The sequence below is a fragment of the Mesorhizobium sp. WSM3866 genome, from assembly GCF_002294795.1.
Lineage (GTDB): Bacteria > Pseudomonadota > Alphaproteobacteria > Rhizobiales > Rhizobiaceae > Mesorhizobium.
In genome coordinates, this window is the sequence record NZ_NSGC01000005.1 from 44,836 (window position 1) to 67,366 (window position 22,531).

General features: G+C 63.1%; 19 protein-coding genes. 10 read left to right on the forward strand and 9 right to left on the reverse strand.

Annotated features, from left to right (window positions below):
- Positions 1-178 precede the first annotated feature (178 nt).
- Positions 179-2,068 (forward strand): MFS transporter, encoded by a 1,890-nt coding sequence (locus CK222_RS13300; RefSeq protein ID WP_095800677.1) that lies wholly within the window; start codon positions 179-181, stop codon positions 2,066-2,068.
- Between the two features lie 78 nt (positions 2,069-2,146).
- On the opposite strand, the gene CK222_RS13305 is transcribed toward CK222_RS13300, so the two are convergent.
- Positions 2,147-2,341: a DUF2735 domain-containing protein gene (locus CK222_RS13305; protein ID WP_067321438.1), complete on the reverse strand. Its 195-nt coding sequence runs from the start codon at positions 2,339-2,341 to the stop codon at positions 2,147-2,149.
- Between the two features lie 309 nt (positions 2,342-2,650).
- Between CK222_RS13305 and CK222_RS13310 the strand changes: the two genes are divergently transcribed.
- A complete protein-coding gene (locus CK222_RS13310) occupies positions 2,651-3,691 on the forward strand; it encodes a glutamine synthetase beta-grasp domain-containing protein (RefSeq protein ID WP_066989630.1) in 1,041 nt (346 codons plus the stop codon).
- Between the two features lie 242 nt (positions 3,692-3,933).
- Here CK222_RS13310 and glnA read toward each other — a convergent pair whose 3' ends face one another.
- Positions 3,934-5,343: a type I glutamate--ammonia ligase gene (glnA, locus tag CK222_RS13315; RefSeq protein ID WP_066989632.1), complete on the reverse strand. Its 1,410-nt coding sequence runs from the start codon at positions 5,341-5,343 to the stop codon at positions 3,934-3,936.
- Between the two features lie 60 nt (positions 5,344-5,403).
- A complete protein-coding gene (locus CK222_RS13320) occupies positions 5,404-5,742 on the reverse strand; it encodes a P-II family nitrogen regulator (protein WP_006205430.1) in 339 nt (112 codons plus the stop codon).
- Between the two features lie 346 nt (positions 5,743-6,088).
- Between CK222_RS13320 and CK222_RS13325 the strand changes: the two genes are divergently transcribed.
- Positions 6,089-7,615, forward strand: a complete 1,527-nt coding sequence (locus tag CK222_RS13325; protein ID WP_095800864.1) for an NAD(P)H-hydrate dehydratase — start codon at positions 6,089-6,091, stop codon at positions 7,613-7,615.
- Positions 7,616-7,675: 60 nt separating this feature from the next.
- Positions 7,676-8,803 (forward strand): hypothetical protein, encoded by a 1,128-nt coding sequence (locus tag CK222_RS13330; RefSeq protein WP_245433026.1) that lies wholly within the window; start codon positions 7,676-7,678, stop codon positions 8,801-8,803.
- A gap of 4 nt (positions 8,804-8,807) precedes the next feature.
- Here the strand turns inward: CK222_RS13330 and waaF are convergent, their stop codons facing one another.
- The 3 genes from waaF to CK222_RS13345 all read right to left on the reverse strand — a co-directional run bounded on the left by waaF (position 8,808) and on the right by CK222_RS13345 (position 12,606).
- Complete coding sequence (waaF, locus tag CK222_RS13335) at positions 8,808-9,812, reverse strand: lipopolysaccharide heptosyltransferase II (protein ID WP_245433042.1); 1,005 nt, start codon at positions 9,810-9,812, stop codon at positions 8,808-8,810.
- 74 nt (positions 9,813-9,886) lie between these two features.
- Positions 9,887-10,663: a glycosyltransferase gene (locus CK222_RS13340; RefSeq protein ID WP_245322435.1), complete on the reverse strand. Its 777-nt coding sequence runs from the start codon at positions 10,661-10,663 to the stop codon at positions 9,887-9,889.
- Between the two features lie 410 nt (positions 10,664-11,073).
- The gene (locus tag CK222_RS13345; RefSeq protein ID WP_095800679.1) at positions 11,074-12,606 is read right to left on the reverse strand and encodes an acyl-CoA carboxylase subunit beta; all 1,533 of its coding nucleotides are present in this window, start codon (positions 12,604-12,606) and stop codon (positions 11,074-11,076) included.
- Between the two features lie 397 nt (positions 12,607-13,003).
- On the opposite strand from CK222_RS13345, the gene CK222_RS13350 reads away from it, so the two are divergent.
- Positions 13,004-14,452 (forward strand): DEAD/DEAH box helicase, encoded by a 1,449-nt coding sequence (locus tag CK222_RS13350; RefSeq protein ID WP_095800680.1) that lies wholly within the window; start codon positions 13,004-13,006, stop codon positions 14,450-14,452.
- 65 nt (positions 14,453-14,517) lie between these two features.
- Here the strand turns inward: CK222_RS13350 and CK222_RS13355 are convergent, their stop codons facing one another.
- The gene (locus CK222_RS13355) at positions 14,518-15,507 is read right to left on the reverse strand and encodes an alpha/beta fold hydrolase (RefSeq protein WP_095800681.1); all 990 of its coding nucleotides are present in this window, start codon (positions 15,505-15,507) and stop codon (positions 14,518-14,520) included.
- Between the two features lie 163 nt (positions 15,508-15,670).
- The gene (locus tag CK222_RS13360) at positions 15,671-16,516 is read right to left on the reverse strand and encodes an SDR family oxidoreductase (protein ID WP_095800682.1); all 846 of its coding nucleotides are present in this window, start codon (positions 16,514-16,516) and stop codon (positions 15,671-15,673) included.
- Positions 16,517-16,710: 194 nt separating this feature from the next.
- On the opposite strand from CK222_RS13360, the gene CK222_RS13365 reads away from it, so the two are divergent.
- The 5 genes from CK222_RS13365 (at position 16,711) to CK222_RS13385 (ending at position 20,789) form a co-directional block, all read left to right on the forward strand.
- The gene (locus tag CK222_RS13365; RefSeq protein WP_095800683.1) at positions 16,711-17,745 is read left to right on the forward strand and encodes a cysteine synthase A; all 1,035 of its coding nucleotides are present in this window, start codon (positions 16,711-16,713) and stop codon (positions 17,743-17,745) included.
- Positions 17,745-18,488 (forward strand): alanyl-tRNA editing protein, encoded by a 744-nt coding sequence (locus CK222_RS13370; RefSeq protein WP_095800684.1) that lies wholly within the window; start codon positions 17,745-17,747, stop codon positions 18,486-18,488. The genes CK222_RS13365 and CK222_RS13370 overlap by 1 nt, the downstream gene beginning before the upstream one ends.
- Positions 18,489-18,534: 46 nt before the next feature.
- On the forward strand, positions 18,535-19,386 hold the full coding sequence (sseA, locus tag CK222_RS13375) for a 3-mercaptopyruvate sulfurtransferase (RefSeq protein ID WP_095800685.1): 852 nt from the start codon (positions 18,535-18,537) through the stop codon (positions 19,384-19,386).
- A gap of 5 nt (positions 19,387-19,391) precedes the next feature.
- Complete coding sequence (locus tag CK222_RS13380) at positions 19,392-19,955, forward strand: GNAT family N-acetyltransferase (protein WP_067321624.1); 564 nt, start codon at positions 19,392-19,394, stop codon at positions 19,953-19,955.
- Between the two features lie 366 nt (positions 19,956-20,321).
- Positions 20,322-20,789 carry a DUF1203 domain-containing protein gene (locus CK222_RS13385; RefSeq protein ID WP_095800686.1) on the forward strand — a complete coding sequence of 156 codons (468 nt, stop codon included), beginning with the start codon at positions 20,322-20,324 and terminating at the stop codon, positions 20,787-20,789.
- Positions 20,790-21,297: 508 nt separating this feature from the next.
- Here CK222_RS13385 and ald read toward each other — a convergent pair.
- Positions 21,298-22,413, reverse strand: a complete 1,116-nt coding sequence (gene ald, locus CK222_RS13390) for an alanine dehydrogenase (protein WP_095800687.1) — start codon at positions 22,411-22,413, stop codon at positions 21,298-21,300.
- Between the last annotated feature and the right edge of the window lie 118 nt (positions 22,414-22,531).

The window sequence follows — 22,531 nt, forward strand, 5'->3', positions numbered from 1 at the left end:
GCCGCTTCGCATTGCATCTAATACCAAAGTCATAATCCCATCGTCGCGGTGCCTTTCCGGGGCGCTTTCTGCCATTTTTTCCTTCGTTGGCCGCGTTTTTTGAGTCCGCGTTCGGAGGAATTGCGGACGGTGGCGCGCAGCCATCGAGGACAGACGGGATCCACGGGAGGATATATCAATGGCAATGGCATCGACCGCCGGCGGAAAAAGCCGCGGCATGACGCGGGAGGAAAAGAAGGTCATCTTCGCCTCCTCGCTCGGTACCGTTTTCGAATGGTACGATTTCTATCTTTACGGTTCGCTGGCCGCCTTCATCGGCGCGACCTTCTTCAGCCCGACCATCCCCGAGGCGACGCGCAACATCTTCGCGCTGCTGGCTTTCGCCGCCGGCTTCCTCGTCCGTCCCTTCGGCGCGCTTGTGTTCGGCCGCATCGGCGACCTCGTCGGCCGCAAATACACCTTCCTCGTCACCATGACGATCATGGGCCTGTCGACCTTCCTGGTCGGGCTGCTGCCCGGCTATGCCAGCTGGGGCATCGCGGCGCCGGTGATACTGATCGGGCTGCGCATGCTGCAGGGGCTGGCGCTTGGCGGCGAATATGGCGGTGCCGCAACCTATGTCGCAGAGCACGCGCCGGACGATCGCCGCGGCTTCTACACCTCCTGGATCCAGACGACGGCAACGCTCGGCCTATTCCTGTCGCTGATCGTCATCCTCATCGTCCAGGGTTCGCTCAGCAAGGAAACCTACGCTGCCTGGGGCTGGCGCATTCCCTTCATCGTCTCCTTCCTGCTGCTTGCCATTTCGATCTGGATCCGGCTGTCGCTTTCGGAGTCGCCGACCTTCCAGCGCATGAAGGAGGAGGGCAAGGGCTCCAAGGCGCCGCTGTCAGAAGCCTTCGGCCAGTGGAAGAATGCCAAGATCGCGCTTCTGGCGCTGCTCGGCCTCACCGCAGGCCAGGCCGTGATCTGGTACAACGGCCAGTTCTACGCGCTGTTCTTCCTGCAGAACGTGCTGAAGGTCGACGCGTGGTCGGTCAACGTTATGATCGCGATCGCGCTTGCCGTCGGCTCGATCTTCTTCGTCGTGTTCGGCTGGCTGTCCGACAAGATCGGCCGCAAGCCGATCATCATGGCCGGCCTTGCTTTGGGAATCGTCTGCACCTTCCCGCTGTTCAAGGCGCTGACCTGGGCCGCCAATCCGGCGCTGGCCACCGCACAGCAGAACACGCGCGCAACGGTGACCGCGGCCCCCGGCGACTGCAGGTTCCAGTTTAATCCGGTCGGCACGGCGAAGTTCACGACATCCTGCGATATCGCGACCTCGTTCCTGACCAAGAACTCGGTGCCTTACGCCGTCGTTTCGACGGCGGCACCCGGCACGGCCGCGACGGTCAAGATCGGCAACGAGACGGTGCAGTCCTATGACGCCGTCGCCGCCGGCGATCAGGCCAAGGCCAAGGAGGCCGCCTTCCAAAAGGCCGTCAACATGTCACTGCAGGATGGCGGCTATCCGCTGAAGCGGGCCGCGGCCAAGGTGCCGGACCAGAAGCTCGACGCCTTCGTCGCAGCCAATCCGGAACTGAAGCTCGATGCGGCGGCGATCCGCGGCGGCGAGAAGACGACCGTTCCGACCGACAAGGCGGTGGCCGACAAGCTGCTGACCAAGGAGGAAGCGGCCGGCGCCCCCGAGGTCACTGTCTACAACATCCCGGGCGGTGGTGCCTTTGCCATGGTCGCCGATCCGGAGGCGGTGAATTGGCCGGTGACGATCGGCATCCTGTTCATCCTAGTCGTGTTCGTGACCATGGTCTACGGGCCGATCGCCGCGATTCTGGTCGAGATGTTCCCGACCCGCATCCGCTATACCGGCATGTCGCTGCCTTACCATATCGGCAATGGCTGGTTCGGCGGCCTGCTGCCGGCAACGGTGTTCGCACTCAGCGCCTACAAGGGCGACATCTATTACGGCCTCTGGTACCCAGTGGTGATCGCCGCGATGTCGCTGATCATCGGCATGATCTTCGTCAGGGATACGCTGGGCACCGATCTGGACGCCAAGCAGTAGCCGATCCTCGGCAAATGAAGAGCCCGGCGCGAGCGATCGCGCCGGGCTTTTTCTCGTCTCGAGCTGGAAAGAATTTGGTCAGCTCTTGCGCTGCTTGTGTTCTTCCTCGATTGCCGCCTGATGGTACCAGCCGTCGAAATCTGCGTGCGTATTGCGCAACGAGGCAAGCTCTGCCGCGAATTTCGCCTTTGCGCCTAAATTTGAGGCAGACGCCCGGCCTGCAAGCGGGAACATCAGGATCTTTGCCGAAGGACGGGACGTGGTGACATCCATTGGCGGCCTCCTACCCTCTTCAGGAGCAAGTCGATTCAAATCTGTTCCCAAGATAGGTTCTGCGATTCATTTAGGCAATATGCTCACAAAAAGATCAGTCGCTGCACAATATTTATGCAGAAAGCGCGCCTGAACGATCGCCGCGCATTGCTGCGCAGGCTCAGCAAAATCAACGCTTTGCGATGACCATTTTGCCGCACCCTGGACGAGGAGAGTGGCATACGAATTGCATTTTAGCGCACGGCAGGCCGGCTCGGTCCGGCCATGCGTTGATGCCGCCCCGGCGTCCAAGCAACGAGAGGCACTGGAATGACCAAATACAAACTCGAGTATATTTGGCTCGACGGCTACACCCCGACCCCCAATCTGCGCGGCAAGACCCAGATCAAGGAGTTTGCCGAGTTCCCGACGCTCGAGCAGCTGCCACTGTGGGGCTTCGACGGCTCTTCCACGAACCAGGCCGAAGGCCGCAGCTCCGACTGCGTGCTGAAGCCGGTTGCGCTCTATCCGGATCCGGCGCGCACCAACGGCGTTCTCGTCATGTGCGAAGTCATGATGCCCGATGGCGTCACCCCGCATGCATCGAACAGCCGCGCGACGATCCTGGACGACGAGGACGCCTGGTTCGGCTTTGAGCAGGAATATTTCTTCTACAAGGATGGCCGCCCGCTCGGCTTCCCCGAGAGCGGCTATCCGGCGCCGCAGGGACCTTATTACACCGGCGTCGGCTACAAGAATGTCGGCGATGTCGCGCGCCAGATCGTCGAGGAGCATCTCGACCTCTGTCTCGCAGCCGGCATCAATCATGAAGGCATCAACGCCGAAGTGGCCAAGGGCCAGTGGGAGTTCCAGATCTTCGGCAAGGGCTCCAAGAAGGCCGCCGACCAGATCTGGATGGCGCGCTACCTGCTGCTGCGCCTTACCGAAAAGTACGGCATCGACATCGAGTTCCACTGCAAGCCGCTTGGCGATACCGACTGGAACGGCTCGGGCATGCACTGCAACTTCTCGACCAAGTACATGCGCGAAGTCGGCGGCAAGGCCTATTTCGAGGCGCTGATGGCCCAGTTCGAAAAGAACCTGATGGATCACATCGCCGTCTATGGTCCGGACAACGACAAGCGCCTGACTGGCAAGCATGAGACTGCGCCGTGGAACAAGTTCTCCTATGGCGTTGCCGACCGCGGCGCCTCGATCCGCGTGCCGCACTCCTTCATCAAGAACGACTACAAGGGCTATCTGGAAGACCGCCGCCCGAACTCCCAGGGCGACCCCTACCAGATCGCCTCGCAGGTCCTGAAGACGATCTCGGAGGTCGCGACCGACGCAAAGGTCTCGGCTGCCGCGTGATGCTTCTACGGCGTGGGCGGCAGTCCGCGCCAGGCCAGCGAACATCAAAAAAGCCCTGGCGAAAATGCCGGGGCTTTTTTTAGGCCTGGCTTGCTTGGCGGCGATGAGATCCGCGCTCTCGCGACAGTGCTGGCCTGCTGTTCTGACGAGGCCCGTCCTGCGGCCTTTCCGCCCTCTGGCGAGCTGTTCACGAAAAAACCCCGGCTTTCGCCGGGGTTGTTTTCTGTCGGGAATGCAGTCGCTTACACCGAATAGTACATGTCGTACTCGACCGGGTGCGGGGTCATTTCGAAGCGCATCACCTCGGCCATCTTGAGCTCGATATAAGAGTCGATCTGGTCGTCGTCGAAGACGCCGCCTGCCTTCAGGAAGCCGCGGTCCTTGTCGAGGTTCTGCAACGCTTCGCGCAGGGAGCCGCAGACCGTCGGGATCTTCTTCAATTCCTTCGGCGGCAGGTCGTAGAGATCCTTATCCATTGGCTGTCCGGGATGAATCTTGTTCTTGATGCCGTCGAGACCCGCCATCAGCATGGCGGCAAAGCCGAGATAGGGGTTCGCGCCCGGATCGGGGAAGCGGACCTCGACGCGCTTCGACTTCGGCGAGGAGCCGAACGGAATGCGGCAGGAGGCCGAACGGTTGCGCGCCGAATAGGCGAGCAGCACCGGCGCTTCGTAACCCGGCACCAGACGCTTATAGGAGTTGGTGAGCGGGTTGGTGAAGGCGTTGATCGCCTTGGCGTGCCTGATGATGCCGCCGATGTAGAAGAGGCAGGTTTCCGACAAGCCGGCGTATTCGTTGCCGGCGAAGGTCGGCTTGCCGCCCTTCCAGATCGACTGGTGCACGTGCATGCCCGAGCCGTTGTCGCCGAACACCGGCTTCGGCATGAAAGTGGCCGTCTTGCCATAGGCATTGGCGACCTGGTGCACGACATACTTATAGATCAGCATCTTGTCGGCGTTGCGCACCAGCGTGTCGAACTTGATGCCGAGTTCGTGCTGGGCGGCCGCGACCTCGTGGTGATGCTTTTCGACGCGCACGCCCATTTCAGCGAGCACTGTCAGCATCTCGGAACGCATGTCCTGGCAGGAGTCGATCGGCGGCACAGGGAAGTAGCCGCCCTTGATGCGCGGCCGATGGCCGAGATTGCCGGTCTCATAGTCGGTGTCGTCGTTGGACGGCAGCTCGGTCGAGTCCAGGCGGAACCCGGTGTTATAGGGATCGGCCTTGTACTTGACGTCATCGAACACGAAGAACTCAGCTTCCGGGCCGACATAGATGGTGTCGCCGATGCCTTCCGACTTCATGTAGGCTTCGGCTTTCTTGGCAGTGCCGCGCGGGTCGCGATTATAGGCCTCGCCCGAGATCGGATCGAGGATGTCGCACAGGATCACCATGGTCGACTGGGCGAAGAACGGATCCATGTGGACCGTATCCGTGTCCGGCATCAGCACCATGTCGGACTCGTTGATCGCCTTCCAGCCCGCGATCGAGGAGCCGTCGAACATGACGCCGTCGGCGAACATGTCTTCCTCGACCTCGACGACGTCCATCGTCACATGCTGCAGCTTGCCCCTCGGATCGGTGAAGCGCAGGTCGACGAATTTTACATCGTTGTCCTTGATCTGCTTCATGATGTCTTTGGCTGTCGTCATGTCATGTATCCCTGTGTGCTGACGTTTTTTGATGATGACGGTTCAGGAAGACGGGTGGAGTCAGACCGCGTCCATGCCGGTCTCGCCGGTGCGGATGCGGACGACTTCCTCGATGTTGGAGACGAAGATCTTGCCGTCGCCGATGCGGCCGGTCTGCGCCGCCTTGCGTATGGCTTCGATGGCGCCTTCGACGGCGTCGTCGCCGAGCACGACCTCGATCTTCACCTTGGGCAGGAAGTCGACGACATACTCGGCGCCCCGATAAAGCTCGGTATGGCCCTTCTGCCGACCGAAACCCTTGGCTTCGGTGACGGTGATGCCTTGCAGCCCGGCTTCCTGAAGCGCTTCCTTCACTTCGTCCAGCTTGAATGGCTTGATGATCGCTTCGATCTTTTTCATGTAGAAAGTGGCCTCCACTGCCAAAGAGACGGGTTGCGCGCCCCGCTTGCGCCTTCATCAAGCACGAAGCGTGCCAAATACCAGAGGTTGAGGGCGGTATCGGGCGATTTCCATGCCTTGCTGCACCCGAATGCAAATCCGCGTCATCCGCTGCATCGGATGCGTCATCGACGCCCAAAGCCTATACATCGCTCCTCCATCCGTCTGCGCAAAACTTGAGCAGATAGCGCAATTTGCAGGCAGATTCCCCTCCGGGCGCCCACCGCTCTGGGATGCATACGCCCGCCGCTGTTTGCTTCGAGCCGCAAATCGGACAATGCTTGATCGCATGGAGATCGGCAATCCCATGCGCAATGAACTTCTTTCCCCGTCCGAAATGGCCGAAGCCGACCGGCTGGCGATCGCCCAAGGCCCGCTCGACGGCTGCGGATTGATGCGCCGGGCCGGCGAGGCCGTGGCGGCCGTGCTCATGGCGCGCTATCCGGCGGCGGCACGGGTGCACGTGCTTTGCGGACCCGGCAACAATGGCGGCGACGGCTATGTCGTGGCGAGCCTGCTCCGGAAGAGCGGTGTCGACGTTGCGTTGTGGAGATCGGGCGAACCGCGCGCGGGCAGCGATGCCGCGCTGGCTGCAGCCGATTGCCCGTTGGAGCCACGACCGCTATCTGCCTTCGCGGCCGAACCGGGATCGCTGGTGGTCGACGCGCTGTACGGAGCGGGGCTCTCGAAAGCACTGTCGGGCGATGCCGCCCGGGCCGTCCAGGTCGTTGCGGATCTCGGCTTGCCGGTCATCGCCGTGGACCTGCCCTCGGGCGTTTCCGGCGAAAGCGGCGCCATCCTCGGCAGCGCATTTCGGGCGGCGGTTACCGTGACGTTCGCGCGAAAGAAGCCGGGGCATCTGCTGCTGCCGGGGCGGGAAATGAGCGGCGAGATCGTGCTCGCCGACATCGGCATCGGTGACGACATCATCGCTCGAGTCGCGCCGCGCAGTTTCGAGAATGCGCCGGCGCTCTGGCTGCCTGTCTTTCCGGTTCCGGCCGTCGATGCGCATAAATATAAGCGCGGTCATGCCAGTGTCTTTTCGGGCGGTCCTGCGGCCACCGGTGCCGCGCGCCTGTCGGCGCTCGCAGCCGCAAGAAGCGGGGCAGGGGCGGTGACGGTGCTGTCGCCGGCGAACGCCATGCAGGTCAATGCCGCTCATCTGACATCGATCATGCTGCGCAAGGTCGACGCAGTTGCCGATCTCGGTGCGTTCCTTGCCGACAGCCGCCCCTCGTCCTTTGTGCTCGGCCCGGGGTTTGGCGTCGGCGAAAAGGCGCGCGATTTTGTCCTGGCGCTGCTCGGCGCCGGGCACGCGCAGGAGACCGGCGTTGAAGGGCTGGTGCTCGACGCCGACGGCATCACCTCGTTTCGCGACGTGGCTGAGACGCTTTTCCAGGCTGCCCGAAAGTCCGGCGCCCCGGCGCTGGTGATGACGCCGCATGAAGGCGAGTTCGGCAGGCTGTTCCCCGAGGTCACGGGCGACAAGGCTCTTTCCAAACTCAGCAAGACCCGCGCGGCGGCGGCGCGAGCCAACGCCGTCATCGTCTACAAAGGCGCCGACACGGTGATCGCAGCACCTGACGGCCGCGCCGCGATCAACGGCAATGGCGCGCCATGGCTTGCCACCGCGGGTTCGGGCGACGTGCTGGCGGGCATCATCGCCGGGCTCCTGGCACAAGGCATGCCGGCGTTCGAAGCGGCCTGCGCGGCTGTCTGGATACACGCCGAAGCCGGCAGCCGGTTCGGACCCGGCCTGATCGCCGAGGATTTGCCTTTGGCCATGGTGCCTGTGCTGCACGCGTTGGTCGAGAATGGGATGGCTGCCCGATGATGAGGCTGGCGATCCTTGTCGCGGTCGCTGCCATCGCTGTTCTTGGCGTGCGGGCGGCTGATGCTGCCGGTCGTCCGGTCACGGTCGTGGACGATCCGCAGGTGCTCGCCAAGCTCGACGGCCAGGCAGGCCAATCATCCATTCACGCCACTGTTCGAACCGGAGGCGCTTGCCGGGGTCGACTATTCGAAACTGACATTGGCGCGCACGGCTGAAGCCCTGATCGAGCGGCTCGACAACGGCGCCTGCCATGGCTGCCATCAGGCGGGCTCGACCGCAGGAATCCATTTCATCGGCCTCGACGATAGCGCGACTTCGCCGCTCAACCGCATCGAAGTCGGCATCTCGCCGCATCTCCATGCCGAGATTCCGCGCCGCGAGGCGTGGCTGCAGGAGACTGTGGAAGGCAGAGAAGCGAACGGGTTTCGCCCGTTGTCCTTCGCACCACCCGCCGCGTGGAAAGACACCGGCGAGATCGCCTATACGCCGGCCGAGACGACCATGCCGTGCCTGGTGCCGGAAGACGCCGCCCGCTTCGGCAGCAGCTGGCAATGCGGAGCCGGCACGGTCTGCACACCGATCGCGACCGCTACAGGGGTTAGGACGAAACTGGCGCAATGCCTGCTGCCGAAGGAGAGCCGGAACATCTTTTCCGGCCATCCCTGCTTGACTGGAACGATTGCCAGCGACACCGCGCAGCCCTTCAACGACCGTTACAACGTCACCGGCCAGTTCGCGGCGTTCGCGCCCGCCATTTCACGCACCGCCTATACCTGCCGGCCGCCCAAGATCGGTGTGCCAGGCGGCTTCGCCTATCGCGGCTGCGACGCGAAGGATCTGGCCTTCTCCGCTTTCAAGGCTGGCAAGCCGATGCCGAGCGAAATCTGCGGCTTGGTCGGCGGCAAGAAGTTCGATATTTGCGTGGCGACCAACAATTTCGACCAATGCCTCGGCGGCGCCGTTAATCGCGGTAACCGTCCGGCCTGCTCGGCCGATCGTTTCTGCCGCGAGGATTATATGTGCCAGTCGCTGCCGTCCGACACGCCGGGTGCTGGCAGGGTCAAGGGCATCGGCTTCTGCTCGCCGACCTATTTCCTGTTCCAGATGCGCATCGACAATCATGCGACGCCGTGGACGAACACCGCCCGCGCGAGCATGAGCGCGGGCTTTGGCGCCACCGAGGAGTAAGCGGTCATACCGGTTGGGGTGCGTATTTTCCGACGCTTGCCGCCAGCGCTTCGAGCACACGCTGCTCACTGATACCGCGCGTGTTCAGGACCCAGCTCGGTATCGAGATCGGAGGCTCGATGAAGGTTACCTGCTCGTTCAAGGGTCCATGCACGTAGGATCGGTTCGAGCCGAAGATGAGCACGCTTGGAATGCCCAAGGCGCCGGCTGCATGGGACACACCGCCATCGACACCGAGAAAGACGGTGGAGGCCGCGATCTGGTGCATGGCCTCCGCAATGTCGGGCGTCGAGGTGAAGTCGATCGCCTCAGGCAACAAGGCGCGAATCTGGGCGGCAGCCTGGCGTTCGCGCGGACCGCCGACAAGCCAGACGGACCAGCCCCGTTCCATATGCTTTCGCGCGACCGAGACGAAGCGCTCGGGCGGCCAGGAGCGCATGTTCTCGAAATCGGAAGTATAGAGGGAAAGCACCGGCCTTGCCGGATCGATGCCGTTGCGCCGGCGCCACTTGGCAACGTCTTCGGACGAAATCGCCAGCCGCGGGGCCGGCAGCTGTTTTTCCTCGGCGGGCTGCTTGCCGAGGAGCGCGATCGCACAGACCTGTTCGACGAGCCTTGTCTTACGCGGGCCGAAGGCCACGAAGGTTTTCAGCCATCCCGCCGGCAGCCGGTTGACGATGCCGAACTGGAGCTCGCGCGGATATCCAATGCGCTCGGGAATGCCCGCCAGCCACGGCACCAGGGCCGCCTTGGTGCTGCTGGTGAGCAGATAGGCTGCCTGATAATTCTCCTGGCGGAGTTCGCGCGCCAGCCGCGCCCGCTCCTTGAGACCGGGGTTCCAATGCCTTTCAACGGTCCAGGCCTTCCGGACATGCGGCATCAAGCGCGCCAGGGGCGCGGCGAGCGGCGAGGTGATGACGTCCATCGGCTGTCCGGGAAACGTCGCTGCTATGATTTGAATTGCCGAATGGCAGCGGATGAAGTCGCCGATTGCCGGCAAGCAGAACACGAGAATGGGGCGCAACGCGCGATACCTTTTCGATCCGACGCAGTCGCCGCGAACGGCGAGCTGCCGGTTCCTTGTCACGGAAGCGCTTCGCCATCAAGGATGCGGGCATAGAGTTCCAGGTAGGCCTTCGCGGTTTTCGCGATCGGAAATCTGTCGGCGGCAGATTCACGGCATTTGCGCATGCACAGGTCTGCGACCTCGGCAAGACCTTCGGCGAACTCCTCGTCGCTCTCGAAGAATCGGCCCGTATCCGTGTCCACCGTCTCCGGCAGGGCGCCGCGCGCTGTGGTCAAAACGGGCGTGCCGCACAGCATCGCCTCGACCGGCGCATTGCCGAAAGGCTCTTCCCAGGCGATCGGATTGAGGAAGGCCTTCGATGCGCCCAGCAGGCGCAGCTTGTCGTCGCCGTCGACGACGCCGTTGAAGCGATAGCGGCGGGAAAGACTCTTGAAAAAGACCCCCTCGCGGCGGGTCCGACTTCGGCCGAGCAATTTCCACCGCGAGCCGCCGGCGATGTCGAGGGGAAAGTCGAATTTCCTGGCGAGCTCGACTGCCCGGTTCAAGCCCTTTCCGGCGCGTGCGATGGCCGCCATGAAGAGGAGGCGATCGCTCTTCGATTCGGCCAGCCGATAGTCATCCACCGGAAAGCCGTTGTAGACGAAGGTCTTGCGGCCGTGCAGCTGGGCGTGCCGTGCGCTGATGAAGCTCCAGTTCGGTTGCGGCCGCGGATAATCCGGTAAATGGCCCCGCTCGGTGTTGAGGGTCGGGAAGTCAACCTCGACCTTCCACGCATGAAGGTGGACGATTTGGGTGTCCTTGGGGATCGCCGCGCGGCACTCGGCATCGCTCACAGCATGCCGGACTTCGCACAGTGGATGTGACGATCCAGGGCCCGCCACGAGGACGACATGGTGGCCCTGCCTGACCAGTTCAGTGGCCAGCCAGTCGACCTGACGTTCTATCCCGCCGTAACCTTTGCACGGAACGACGCCCTTTGTTGCAAGGGTTATTAGCATTCAGCACCGTAATCACATTGATGTGATTTCAATGTGATTAGAGGTGGCCAGTTGTCAATCTCCGACGACGGATTGCGTAAGCCAGAGTTCCAGCCGCCGGCCGGCTTTCGAGGTTCCACCGATTGAGATGGTCGGCGACTCCCGGTCGCGAGGCCAAGCGGAAGGAGAGGGGCTAAGCAACGAGAATAACGGCGAACCTGCCGAAATGCTTGCCAGCTACAAGGACCAGTCGCGACACCACCGCCTCACAGCGGAATGTTGTCGTGCTTCTTCCAGGGGTTCTGCATATCCTTGTTGCGCAGCATGCGCAGCGCCCGCGCGATCCGGCGGCGCGTCGAATGCGGCATGATCACCTCGTCGATATAGCCGCGTTCGGCTGCTACGAAGGGCGACAGGAACCGATCCTCGTATGCTTTGGTGTGGGCGGCGATCTTCTCCGCGTTGCCGATGTCCTTGCGGTAGATGATCTCGACCGCGCCCCTTGCGCCCATCACCGCGATCTGCGCCGTCGGCCAGGCATAGTTCATGTCGCCGCGCAGGTGCTTCGACGCCATCACGTCATAGGCGCCGCCATAGGCCTTACGGGTGATCACGGTGATCTTCGGCACGGTGGCTTCGGCATAGGCGAACAGCAGTTTTGCGCCATGCTTGATCAGCCCGCCATATTCCTGCGCGGTGCCTGGCAGAAAGCCTGGAACGTCGACCAAGGTAACGATCGGGATCGAGAAGCAGTCGCAGAAGCGCACGAAGCGCGCCGCCTTGCGGCTGGCGTCGGAGTCGAGCACGCCGGCCAGAACCATCGGCTGGTTGGCGACGAAGCCGACGGTTCGCCCCTCCACACGGCCGAAGCCGGTGACAATGTTCCTGGCGAAGCTCGCCTGGATCTCGAAGAAGTCGCCTTCGTCGGCAACCTTCAGGATCAGTTCCTTGATGTCGTAGGGCTTGTTGGCGTTGTCGGGAATCAGCCGGTCGAGCGACATGTCATGGTCCGTCACCGACTGGTAGCATTCGATCTCGGGAATCTCTGCGGTATTGGACGCCGGCAACAGGTCAACCAGCCGGCGCATCTGCAGCAGCGCCTCGACATCGTTGTCATAGGCGCCGTCGGCGATGGAGGATCGGGTCGTGTGTACCGTGGCGCCGCCGAGGCTTTCGGCCGTCACCGTCTCATTGGTCACCGTCTTCACCACGTCCGGCCCGGTGACGAACATGTAGGAGGTGTCGCGCACCATGAAGATGAAGTCGGTCATGGCCGGCGAATAGACATCGCCGCCGGCGCACGGGCCCATAATCAGCGAAATCTGCGGGATGACACCGGAGGCGAGCACGTTGCGCTGAAAAATCTCGGCATAGCCGCCGAGCGCGGCCACGCCTTCCTGGATGCGTGCGCCGCCCGCGTCGTAGAGGCCGATGATCGGCGCGCGATTGCGCAGCGCCATCTCCTGCACCTTGACCACCTTCTCGGCATGCGCCTCAGACAGCGAGCCGCCGAAGACGGTGAAATCCTTGGCAAAAAGGTAGACTGGACGGCCGTTGACGGTGCCCCAGCCTGTGACGACGCCGTCGCCCGCGATCTTGGTTTTCTCCATGCCGAAGTCGGTTGAGCGGTGCTCGACATACATGTCGAACTCCTCGAACGAACCCTCGTCGAGGAAGACGTCGATGCGCTCGCGGGCGGTGAGCTTGCCCTTCTTGTGCTGGGCCTCGATCCGTTGCTTGCCGCCGCCCATCCGGGCGATCTCGCGGCGGCGCTCGAGTTCCTTCAGCACGTCCTTCATCGCTGCCCCCACAATAGAAAGGTGGTTTGTGGTAATCGTGAGGGCAGCGCAGCGCAAGCGTCGCTTTTCGATCGGCGTTTTGTTGCGCTGCAACATCCACCCTTGCATTTTGCGGCGGACTCGGCCATATGCGGTCGCATAGGCGCTTGGGCCGAACTTCGGCTTTCTCCACTAATTGAGACTGGTTGCGTCTGTTTTCCCTCTTTCCGGTGGGCCCTCCCGTCGATCGGCAAGCTGGCGAAAGAGCCCCGGGGCATGACGCCTGCGGGCACGACAGCGCAGCCGCGCGGACGCTCCCCGTCCGCCGCCTTGTCGTTTCCTGACAATTTTTCGACGGCAGGTGGCGCCCTGCCGCCATGATGTTTGCGGCCACAGGGCCGCGTGAAAGAAGACTATTTTGACCAATGAAAATCAGGCGGACCAGAACGGTTTCGCTACCCTTGGAATCACCGGCGCGCTGCTCAAGGCCGCCAATGCCGCGGGCTTCACGGATCCGAAGCCGATCCAGGTGCAGGCGATCCCGCCGCAGCTCGAAGGCCGCGACATATTCGGCATTGCTCAGACCGGTTCGGGCAAGACGGCGGCTTTCGCGCTGCCGATCCTGTCGAAGATCATCGGGCTCGGCACGAAGCGCCGGCCAAAGACGGCGCGCGCGCTGATCCTGGCGCCGACACGCGAGCTAGCGGTACAGATCGAGGACACCATCAAGCTGCTCGCCAAGAGCGCGCACATCTCGACCGCGCTCGTGCTCGGCGGCGTCTCCCGCTACAGCCAGGTGAAGAAGATCGCACCCGGCGTCGATATCCTGATCGCCACGCCCGGCCGGCTGACCGACCTGGTGCGGGAAGGCGACCTCATCCTTGCCGATACCAAATGGCTGGTGCTCGACGAGGGCGACCGCATGCTCGACATGGGCTTCATCAACGACGTCAAGCGCATCGCCAAGGCGACCGCGCCGAACCGCCAGACCGCGCTGTTCTCGGCCACCATGCCGAACGAGATCGCGGAACTCGCCAAGGGCTTGCTGAAGGACGCCGTCCGCATCGAAGTCTCCCCGCAGAGCACGACGGCGGCCGAGATCGTGCAAAGCGTGGTGCTTGCCCGCACCAAGCAGAAGCGCCAAGTGCTGTCCAAGATGCTGGCCGACGAGGCGATGCGCTCGGTCATCGTGTTCTCGCGCACCAAGCATGGCGCCGACCGCGTCACCAAGGACCTTGCCCGCGACGGCTTCGACGCCGCAGTGATCCACGGCAACAAGTCGCAGAACGCGCGTCAGAAGGCGCTCAACGATTTCCGCGACGGCTCGGTGCGTATTTTGGTGGCGACCGATATCGCCGCGCGCGGCATCGACGTCCCAGGCATCAGCCATGTCGTGAATTTCGACTTGCCGGACGAAGCGGAGAGCTATGTCCACCGTATCGGCCGTACCGGCCGCAACGGCAGGGACGGCATCGCGATCACGCTTTGCGATCCATCGGAGAACGGCAAGCTGCGGCAGGTCGAGCGCATCATCCGCATGAAGCTTCCGGTCATTGCCGATCATCTCGGCAGTCCCGACCCGCAGCGCGATCCGAAGGAAAGGACCGAGCGTCATTTCGAGCCGGCCAATGACCGCGAGCACCATGGCGGCCGTCGTGATGGCCGCCGTCCCGGCAGCGGCAACAACGGCAAGAAGCGCTTCGGCGGCAAGCCCGGTGGCGAGCGTCAATTCGCGCCCAAGCCGCAAGGCGAACGTCCTGCGGGCGCCAAGCCGAATGGCGAGCACAAGCCTGACGGCTTCAAGCGCTTCAAGGGCAACAACAAGCGCCGCTTCGGCGGCAAGCGGCCGGCGAACCGGGCCGCTTAAAGTCCCACCCAGGTTTGATTGAAATCGCATAACGGCCGGAAGCAACGCTCCGGCCGTTGGTCGTCTCACGGACTTGATTGCTGCTGCATCAGCGCCTTCACCCACACCACGATCCGCTCTGTCAGAAAGCCCGTGGTCTGCGGCGATAGCGCATCGCCTGCAATGACGTGGTTGTCCGGATCGCCCGTATCGTCGACCGGCACCAGTTCGTGCGGACCGCCCCAGCGGCCGGCGACCTCGCGCGTGCGGTCCGGCCGGACCACCTTGTCGGCATCCGAGAAGATGAACAGGGCAGGGATGGTCGCCTTCTCGACCGGCGCGCGATAGGCGAGCTCGGTGAGCGCAGCCATCGGCAAGGCCGCCGCGATCGGATATTTGGTGGTCCAGAATTTTTCGTGCAGCGCATTGCGCGCCGGAAAACTGCGCTCCCTGCCGCCGACGAGCTCGGCAATCTCTCTGCCCCAAGGCAGGGTAAGGACCTCGGCGCCGGACGCCTTGACGCCGAAATTAGGCGAGATGAATGCAATTGCCGCGACGCCGTCGGAAGCACCAGGCTGGGTTGCAGCCCATGTCGCCAGTGAGGCGCCGGTCGAGGTGGCGATAACGATCACCTTGTCGCCGATCGCGCGCCCGATCGCCACCGCCTCCTCATAGTCGTTGATCCAGGCATTCACGCTGCCTTCGGCCATGGCCGCGCCGTCCTGCCCGTGGCCGGTCAGGCGGGTGTAGAAGAGATTGGCCTCGAGCTCCCCGGCGACGTCGTCGGGCAGCGGCCGGATCTCGCCCTTGGATGCCGAAAATCCGTGGATGTAGACGATCGCAAGCTTGGTCTTGGCGTGAACCAACGGATTCGCCCAGATGATCTCCTTGTCCAACCCGTCACGGATATTGGGCACGGCCGCTTCTTCGCGCGCCAGATAGGCCTGCGGATCGTCGCCGATCGCCGAAGGATCGAAACGGATCGTCGTATCGACCGCCACGCGTGGGCCGAGGTAAAAGCCTGAGAGGAGGATAACGACGAGACCCAGTACCGCAAGCAAGATCCGTCGCCCCATGACCGACTCCAAGCAACAATTCTCAACCTATGGCGGTGCCCACCGAGAGGCAATCTCTCCCGGATCAGCGGATGTCGTGCAAAAGCCTGCGACGGTTTTGCGAAACGACTTGCATAGAAAGGCATAAAGCGCTTTGCCTGAATGCGTTTCAGCGCGAGGCGCTTTACGCCGCTTTGTCCGTTGGACTTTTTTCGCCCGGCGTCTTGCGGTCGAAATACAACGGCCGTCCCCGCCAGCTGGTGGTCAGCCCGATCACCAGTCGGCCTACGGGTCGCGGCAGCAGGCCCAGCAGCTTCAGCGGCCAACTTATGTGATAGGGGAAGGTGACTTCGAAGCCTCCCTTCCGGATGCCGCGCGCCATGCGGCGCGATGCCCGGTGAACAGGCATCAGGCCCGGCATCGGCAGCATGTTCTTCTCGGTCAGCGGCGTGTCGACGAAGCCCGGATTCATCACCTGGATGCGGATGTTCATCTTGTCGAAGTCGTATTTCAGCGATTCCGCCAGGATATTGATTGCCGCCTTGGTGCCGCCATAGGCGGCGGTGGTCGGCCAGCCGGAATAGGCCGTGACCGACCCGACCAAGACGACATGCCCGCGTCCTCGCGTGCGCATATAGTCGACCGCAGGCACCAGTCCGTTGACGATGCCGAAATAATTGACGGCGAAGGAACGATGAAAATCGCGCACCACGAGATGCTCACCGGGGGTGGCGATGTAGTTGCCGGCGTTGAAGACGGCGAGCACGATCGGCCCCATGTCTTTCTCGATCGCCGCGACAGTGCGTGCCATCCCTTCTTCGTCGGTCACATCGCAGGGAAAGGATTTCACGTGGCCGGCCATCTGCGCGGTCTCAACCAGCAGCGTATCGGCTGGATCGCTGGCCAGCGCCGTCACCGCGACGGCATAGCCTTGCCTCGCCAGGTCCTTGGCCAGCGCCCGGCCGAGGCCGCTGCTGCCGCCCGTGATCCAGGCGACACCGTCTTTCGGGTTGGCCCGGTAGAGTGTCATTGAAAGTCCTGCGAATTATCTGGGCTAGTGCTCTAGCGGCGAAGAAATGGGATGAAAAGAGCGCTTTTGGATGACATCGTTGAAATGCTCGGGAGCATTGCAGCGTCCCGAATGCGACTGGACCAGGCAAAATCTTGCCTTGAAACCGCGGCTTCCGGTTTTTAGGGTCTCGCCGCACGCATGAAGGAATCCCCATGCCCCGTAATGTGATCGAAGCGATCGGCAACACCCCCCTGATCCGGCTCAACAAGGCTTCGGACGCAACCGGCTGCGAGATCCTGGGCAAGGCCGAATTCATGAATCCGGGGCAATCGGTCAAGGACCGTGCAGGCCTCTTCATCATCAGGGACGCCGAACAGCGCGGATTTTTGAGGCCCGGTGGTGTCATCGTCGAAGGGACCGCCGGCAACACCGGCATTGGCCTCACGCTGGTCGCCAAGGCGCTCGGCTACCGGACAGTCATTGTCATCCCCGACACGCAAAGCCAGGAGAAGAAGGACACGATCAAGATCCTGGGAGCCGAGTTGATCGAAGTGCCGGCCGTGCCCTACAAGAACCCGAACAACTATGTGAAGCTTTCGGGGCGGCTCGCCGAGCAGATGGCACGGTCGGAGCCGAACGGCGCGATCTGGGCGAACCAGTTCGACAATGTCGCGAACCGCGACGGCCACATCCGCACGACTGCCGAGGAGATCTGGACCCAAACCGGCGGCAAGGTCGACGGCTTCGTGTCAGCCGTCGGCTCCGGCGGCACACTCGCCGGTGTTGCGCTCGGACTCAAGGCCAAGAGCAGGCAAGTCAAGATCGGACTTGCCGATCCGTTGGGTGCTGCGCTCTACAGCTTCTATACCAGCGGTGAGCTGAAAGCCGACGGCAGCTCGATCACCGAAGGCATAGGCCAGGGTCGCATCACCGCCAATCTCGACGGATTCACGCCGGACTTCTCCTACCAGATACCGGACGAGGAGGCATTGCCGATCATCTTCGATCTGATCCAGGAAGAGGGACTGTGCGTCGGCGGCTCGACGGGCATCAACATCGCCGGCGCCATTCGGCTGGCGCGCGAGCTTGGCCCCGGCCATACCATCGTGACGATCCTCGCCGACTACGGCACGCGCTACCAGTCGAAGCTGTTCAATCCCGAGTTCCTGCGAAGCAAGAACCTGCCGGTCCCAGGCTGGATGGACGAAAAAACCAGCATCCCGGTGCCGTTCGAAAAGGTGGCCTGATGGCGCAGAGAACCGAAGCGCTGTTTCGCGACGACGCCTATCTGAGCACGGCGGAGGCGCAAGTCGTCGCCATCAATGACCGCGGCGGCATCCTTCTCGACCGCACGATCTTCTATGCCACGTCGGGCGGACAGCCAGGCGATACGGGCATGTTGGAGCGCGCCGACGGCAGCCGCATCGCGATCGCCGCCACCATCACCGGCGAGACCAAGGACGAGATCATCCATGTGCCGGCGCCTGAACAGGCCCTACCGGCCGTCGGTGAAAAGCTGAAGCTCGACATCGACTGGCGGCGGCGGCATCTTCTGATGCGTATGCACTCCGCGTGTCATCTGCTCACCGTCGTCTGCCCGTTTCCGATCACCGGGGCAGCGGTCGCCGAGGACGACAGCCGCGTCGATTTCGACATTCCCGATGCCGGCTTCAGCAAGGAGGACGTGACAGCGAGGTTGATGGAGCTTGTGCGGGCCAACCATCCCGTCTTCACGCGGCTGATCACCGACGAGGAACTTTCGGCCAATCCCGGGCTTGTCAAATCGAAGAACGTGCGGCCGCCCGTCGGCACCGGCCGCATTCGCTTGGTCTGCATCGGCGAGAATGCCTCAATCGACAGTCAGCCTTGCGGCGGCACCCATGTGAAGAGCACCGGCGAAATCGGCGAGATCCATATCGGCAAGATCGAAAAGAAGGGCCGCGAGAACAGGCGCTTCCGCATCCGCTTCGGGCCGATGCCGACGAATTGACGAGCAACACCTACCAAAGTCGCCAGGCGCGGGCAGGAGAGGAAAAATGGCCGAAGACAGCCCATTCATCGTCGACGCGGATTGGCTCGAGAAGCGGTTGGGAACGCCAGGACTGACCATCATTGACGCGTCCTGGTACCTGCCGGCGCAGAAACGCGACGCCCGCGCCGAGTATGACGACGCCCATATCCCCGGTGCTCGCTTCCTCGATCAGGACGCCGTTTCGGACCCGGATTCCAAGCTGCCGCACACATTGGCGTCGCCCCAATATTTCGCGCAATATGTCGGCTCGATGGGTGTTTCGGCCGACGACACGATCGTCATCTATGACGGTCCAGGCTATTTCTCGGCGCCGCGCGCCTGGTGGATGTTCCGCGTCATGGGCGTCTTCCAGGTCTATATCCTGAATGGCGGCTTCGACCGCTGGAAGGCGGAAGGGCGGCCGGTAACGGCGGAGCAGACCCGGATCGCACCTTGCGTCTTTTATGCCGATTTCGATGCAAGCCGGGTTGTCAGCCTCGACGAAATGCGCCGGATCGTTGGAAGCGGAGAAAGCCAGATCGCCGATGCGCGCTCACCCGGGCGTTTCGCCGGCACCGATCCCGAACCGCGTCCCGGCGTCCGTTCCGGCCATATGCCGGGCGCTCGCAATGTTCCGGTTGCCGCGCTTGCCGAGAATGGCGAACTGCTACCCAAGGACCGCTTGCGCATGGTCATTGAGGAGGCCGGCATCGATCTTACAAAGCCGGTCGTCACCTCGTGCGGATCTGGCATCACCGCGGCGGCGATCACGTTGGCGCTGGAGACGCTTGGCCATACCGACAACAGGCTGTACGACGGCTCATGGACCGAATGGGGTGGGCTGAGCGACACGCCCGTGGTGACGGGCAAGGAATGACGGCGATGGAAAACGGTGGACCGAAGGATATCGATGTCACGGTCACATTCCTCGAAATGCACGCACCGCCGGCTTCATCTCCCCCGCTGCCCTACAACCGGCAGATCGCCTTGCTGAGGACCAAGGACATTCCGCTGCATTTCTACCGCTACCTGATGGATCGCGTCGGGCGCAAATGGCACTGGGTCAACGTGCTTAGACTGAGCGACGAGGAACTGGCCGCCGGCCTGCATCGTGAGGACCGCGACATCAGCGTGCTCTACCTCGACGGCTCTCCCGCCGGCTTCTTCGACCTCAAGCCGCATCTGCCCGAGGAAGTGGAACTCGCCTATTTCGGTATGATGGAACATGCTCACGGCCAGGGTATCGGCCGCTGGTTCCTGGGAGCGGCCATCTCGGCTGCATGGTCGTATGGGCCGAAGCGCATCACCGTGCAGACCTGCACGCTCGACCACCCGGCGGCGCTGCCGCTTTACCAGAAGCTTGGCTTTACGCCGGTTGCGCAGAAGAAAGAGGTCGTGCATCCGCTGACCTTCGCCGAGCGCTCCGCAAGCGTCATGCGGCCGTAGCTAAGGGGAAGCGCGGCGCAGTCGGCTGCCTCGATGCCGCTTACGCAACCGGCGGCGGCTGGCCCTCGGCAGCCACGTGTCGATGCAAGCCCAGCGGGGCGCCTTGGTCGTCCGGATCGTCGCTGCGGGCCGTATCATGCTCGGATCATCGCCCGACCTCAGCCGGCCGCGCGCCGCACCCTTCTTCTGCGATCATCATGGCGCGGAGCGCGGTCCATGGCGAGACCGATAAGTCTAGTATCGTGATTTCGGGTTCGTAATTCGATACTGCGCTTCGAGCGACGCACGAAGCGCTTGGCAGGAATCGGGTGGGAGACGCTGTCGGCTCGGCATAGTTTCCGGCCAAGGACACCGGAGAATTTTGCCATGAGCATCCAGTTCAAAGCCCTGCCGACCGAAGCCGTGCGCGCCTTACAGCGGGGAGGGCCCGACGCTTACGGCCACACGCCAGAGCGAAGGATTTCGGACGGCGATGGCGTGCCGTGCCGGCATTGCATGAAGAACGTCGCAACCGGCGATAGCTATCTCATCCTCGCCTACCGGCCGTTCCCGGAGCTTCAGCCTTACGCGGAGATCGGACCGATCTTCCTGCATGCGAACGAATGCCAACGCGCCGCGGAGGCGGATGCACTGCCTGAGATGCTCCAAAGCAGCGACTACATAGTGCGCGGTTATGGCAAGGACGACCGCATCGTCTACGGCAGCGGCGCCGTCGTTCCGACCGGCGATATCGCGGCCCGCGCCGAGACTTTGTTCGAGCGCGACGACATAGCCTACATTCACGTCCGTTCGGCACGGAACAATTGCTACCAGTGCCGCATCGAACGAGCTTGATCGCCGGCAAAAAAATGCCCGCCGGTGGTCTGGCGGGCCGTTGGAAGTCTGTGACAGAAGCCTTCGGCCCGAGCCGCCGGCGGGGCCGGTTTTCACCGGAACCGAGGGCGACCGTAGCCATCAGGTAGCGAAATCTCTCTAGGCAGGTTTCTCGGGTCCCGAATGTGAAGCATTTCACACAAGAGGCACCGGATTCGCTCGCTGGCTGAGCGGCGGCCCGCATGCCCCCGCAAACTGTCGTACTCCCGTCGCATAACCGCGCTAGAAGGGCGGTCGTTGATCGATGGCCGACCGCGGATGGACCGGCGGCACATCGCAACATCGAGGAAGCGGGGCTCTGGCTCCGCTTTTTTGTTGCCCGGACTCTTCGCGCAAAGGACCGGTTGGAAACACGATAAAAAACGCCCGCCGGAAGAACCGGCGGGCGACAGAAGGAAGCTTTTATCGAGGGCAATTCCAGGAAAGCTCTGTAGCAGCGGTACCGTCCGGAATTGCGTGACAAATAATTTCAGGCGGCCAGCACCGCCTTCGGTTCGACCATCTCGTAACCCAGCGCTTCGGCGACTGCACGATTGGTGATCTTGCCCTTGTGGACATTGAGGCCGTTGCGGAGGTGATGGTCGTCGACCAGCGCCTTCAGGCCCTTGTCGGCGAGCTGCAGGCCGTGATGCAGGGTGGCGTTGTTCAGCGCATGCGCCGAGGTAACCGGAACCGCGCCCGGCATGTTGGCGACGCAGTAGTGGATCACGCCGTCGACCTCATAGGTCGGGTCGGCATGGGTCGTGGCGTGCGAGGTCTCGAAGCAGCCGCCCTGGTCGATGGCGACGTCGACGAGCACCGAGCCCTTCTTCATGCCGGAGAGCATTTCGCGGGTGACCAGCTTGGGTGCGGCGGCGCCCGGGATCAGCACGGCGCCAACGACTATGTCAGCCGAGAAGCACTCGTCTTCGAGCGCCTCGACGGTCGAGTAGCGGGTATGGACACGGCCGCCAAAAATGTCGTCGAGCTGGCGCAGGCGCGGGATCGAGCGGTCGATGATGGTGACGTCGGCGCCGAGGCCGGCAGCCATCTTGGCAGCGTGCAGGCCGACGACGCCGCCGCCGAGCACGGTGACCTTGCCGGGCAGCACGCCGGGAACGCCGCCGAGCAGCACGCCGCGGCCGCCATTGGCCTTCTGCAGCGCGGTCGCGCCGGCCTGGATCGACAGGCGGCCGGCGACTTCCGACATCGGCGCGAGCAGGGGAAGACCGCCGCGGTCGTCGGTGACCGTCTCATAGGCGATCGCCGTGACGCCCGAAGCGAGCAGGCCCTTGGTCTGCTCCGGATCCGGGGCGAGGTGGAGGTAGGTGTAGAGGATCTGGCCGTCGCGCAGCTGCACCCATTCGTTGGGCTGCGGCTCCTTGACCTTGACGATCATGTCCGACTTGGCGAACACGTCGGCCGCTGCCTTGGCGATCGTGGCCCCGGCGGCGCGATAGGCGTTATCGTCGGCGCCTATTCCGGCGCCGGCGCCAGCCTCGACAAGCACTTCGTGGCCGTGCGCGACATATTCGCGGACCGAGCCGGGCGTCAGACCGACACGGTATTCATGGTTCTTGATTTCCTTGGGGCAGCCGACGCGCATCTACTTCTCCTGTCCGGCCCTCGAAAGGGCGCTCTCCCTGACATTTCCGGGCATGCCGCCAATCCCAACCCGCCGCGCAGTTTTGAGGCGACATGCATGAGACGCAGTGAAGCATGAA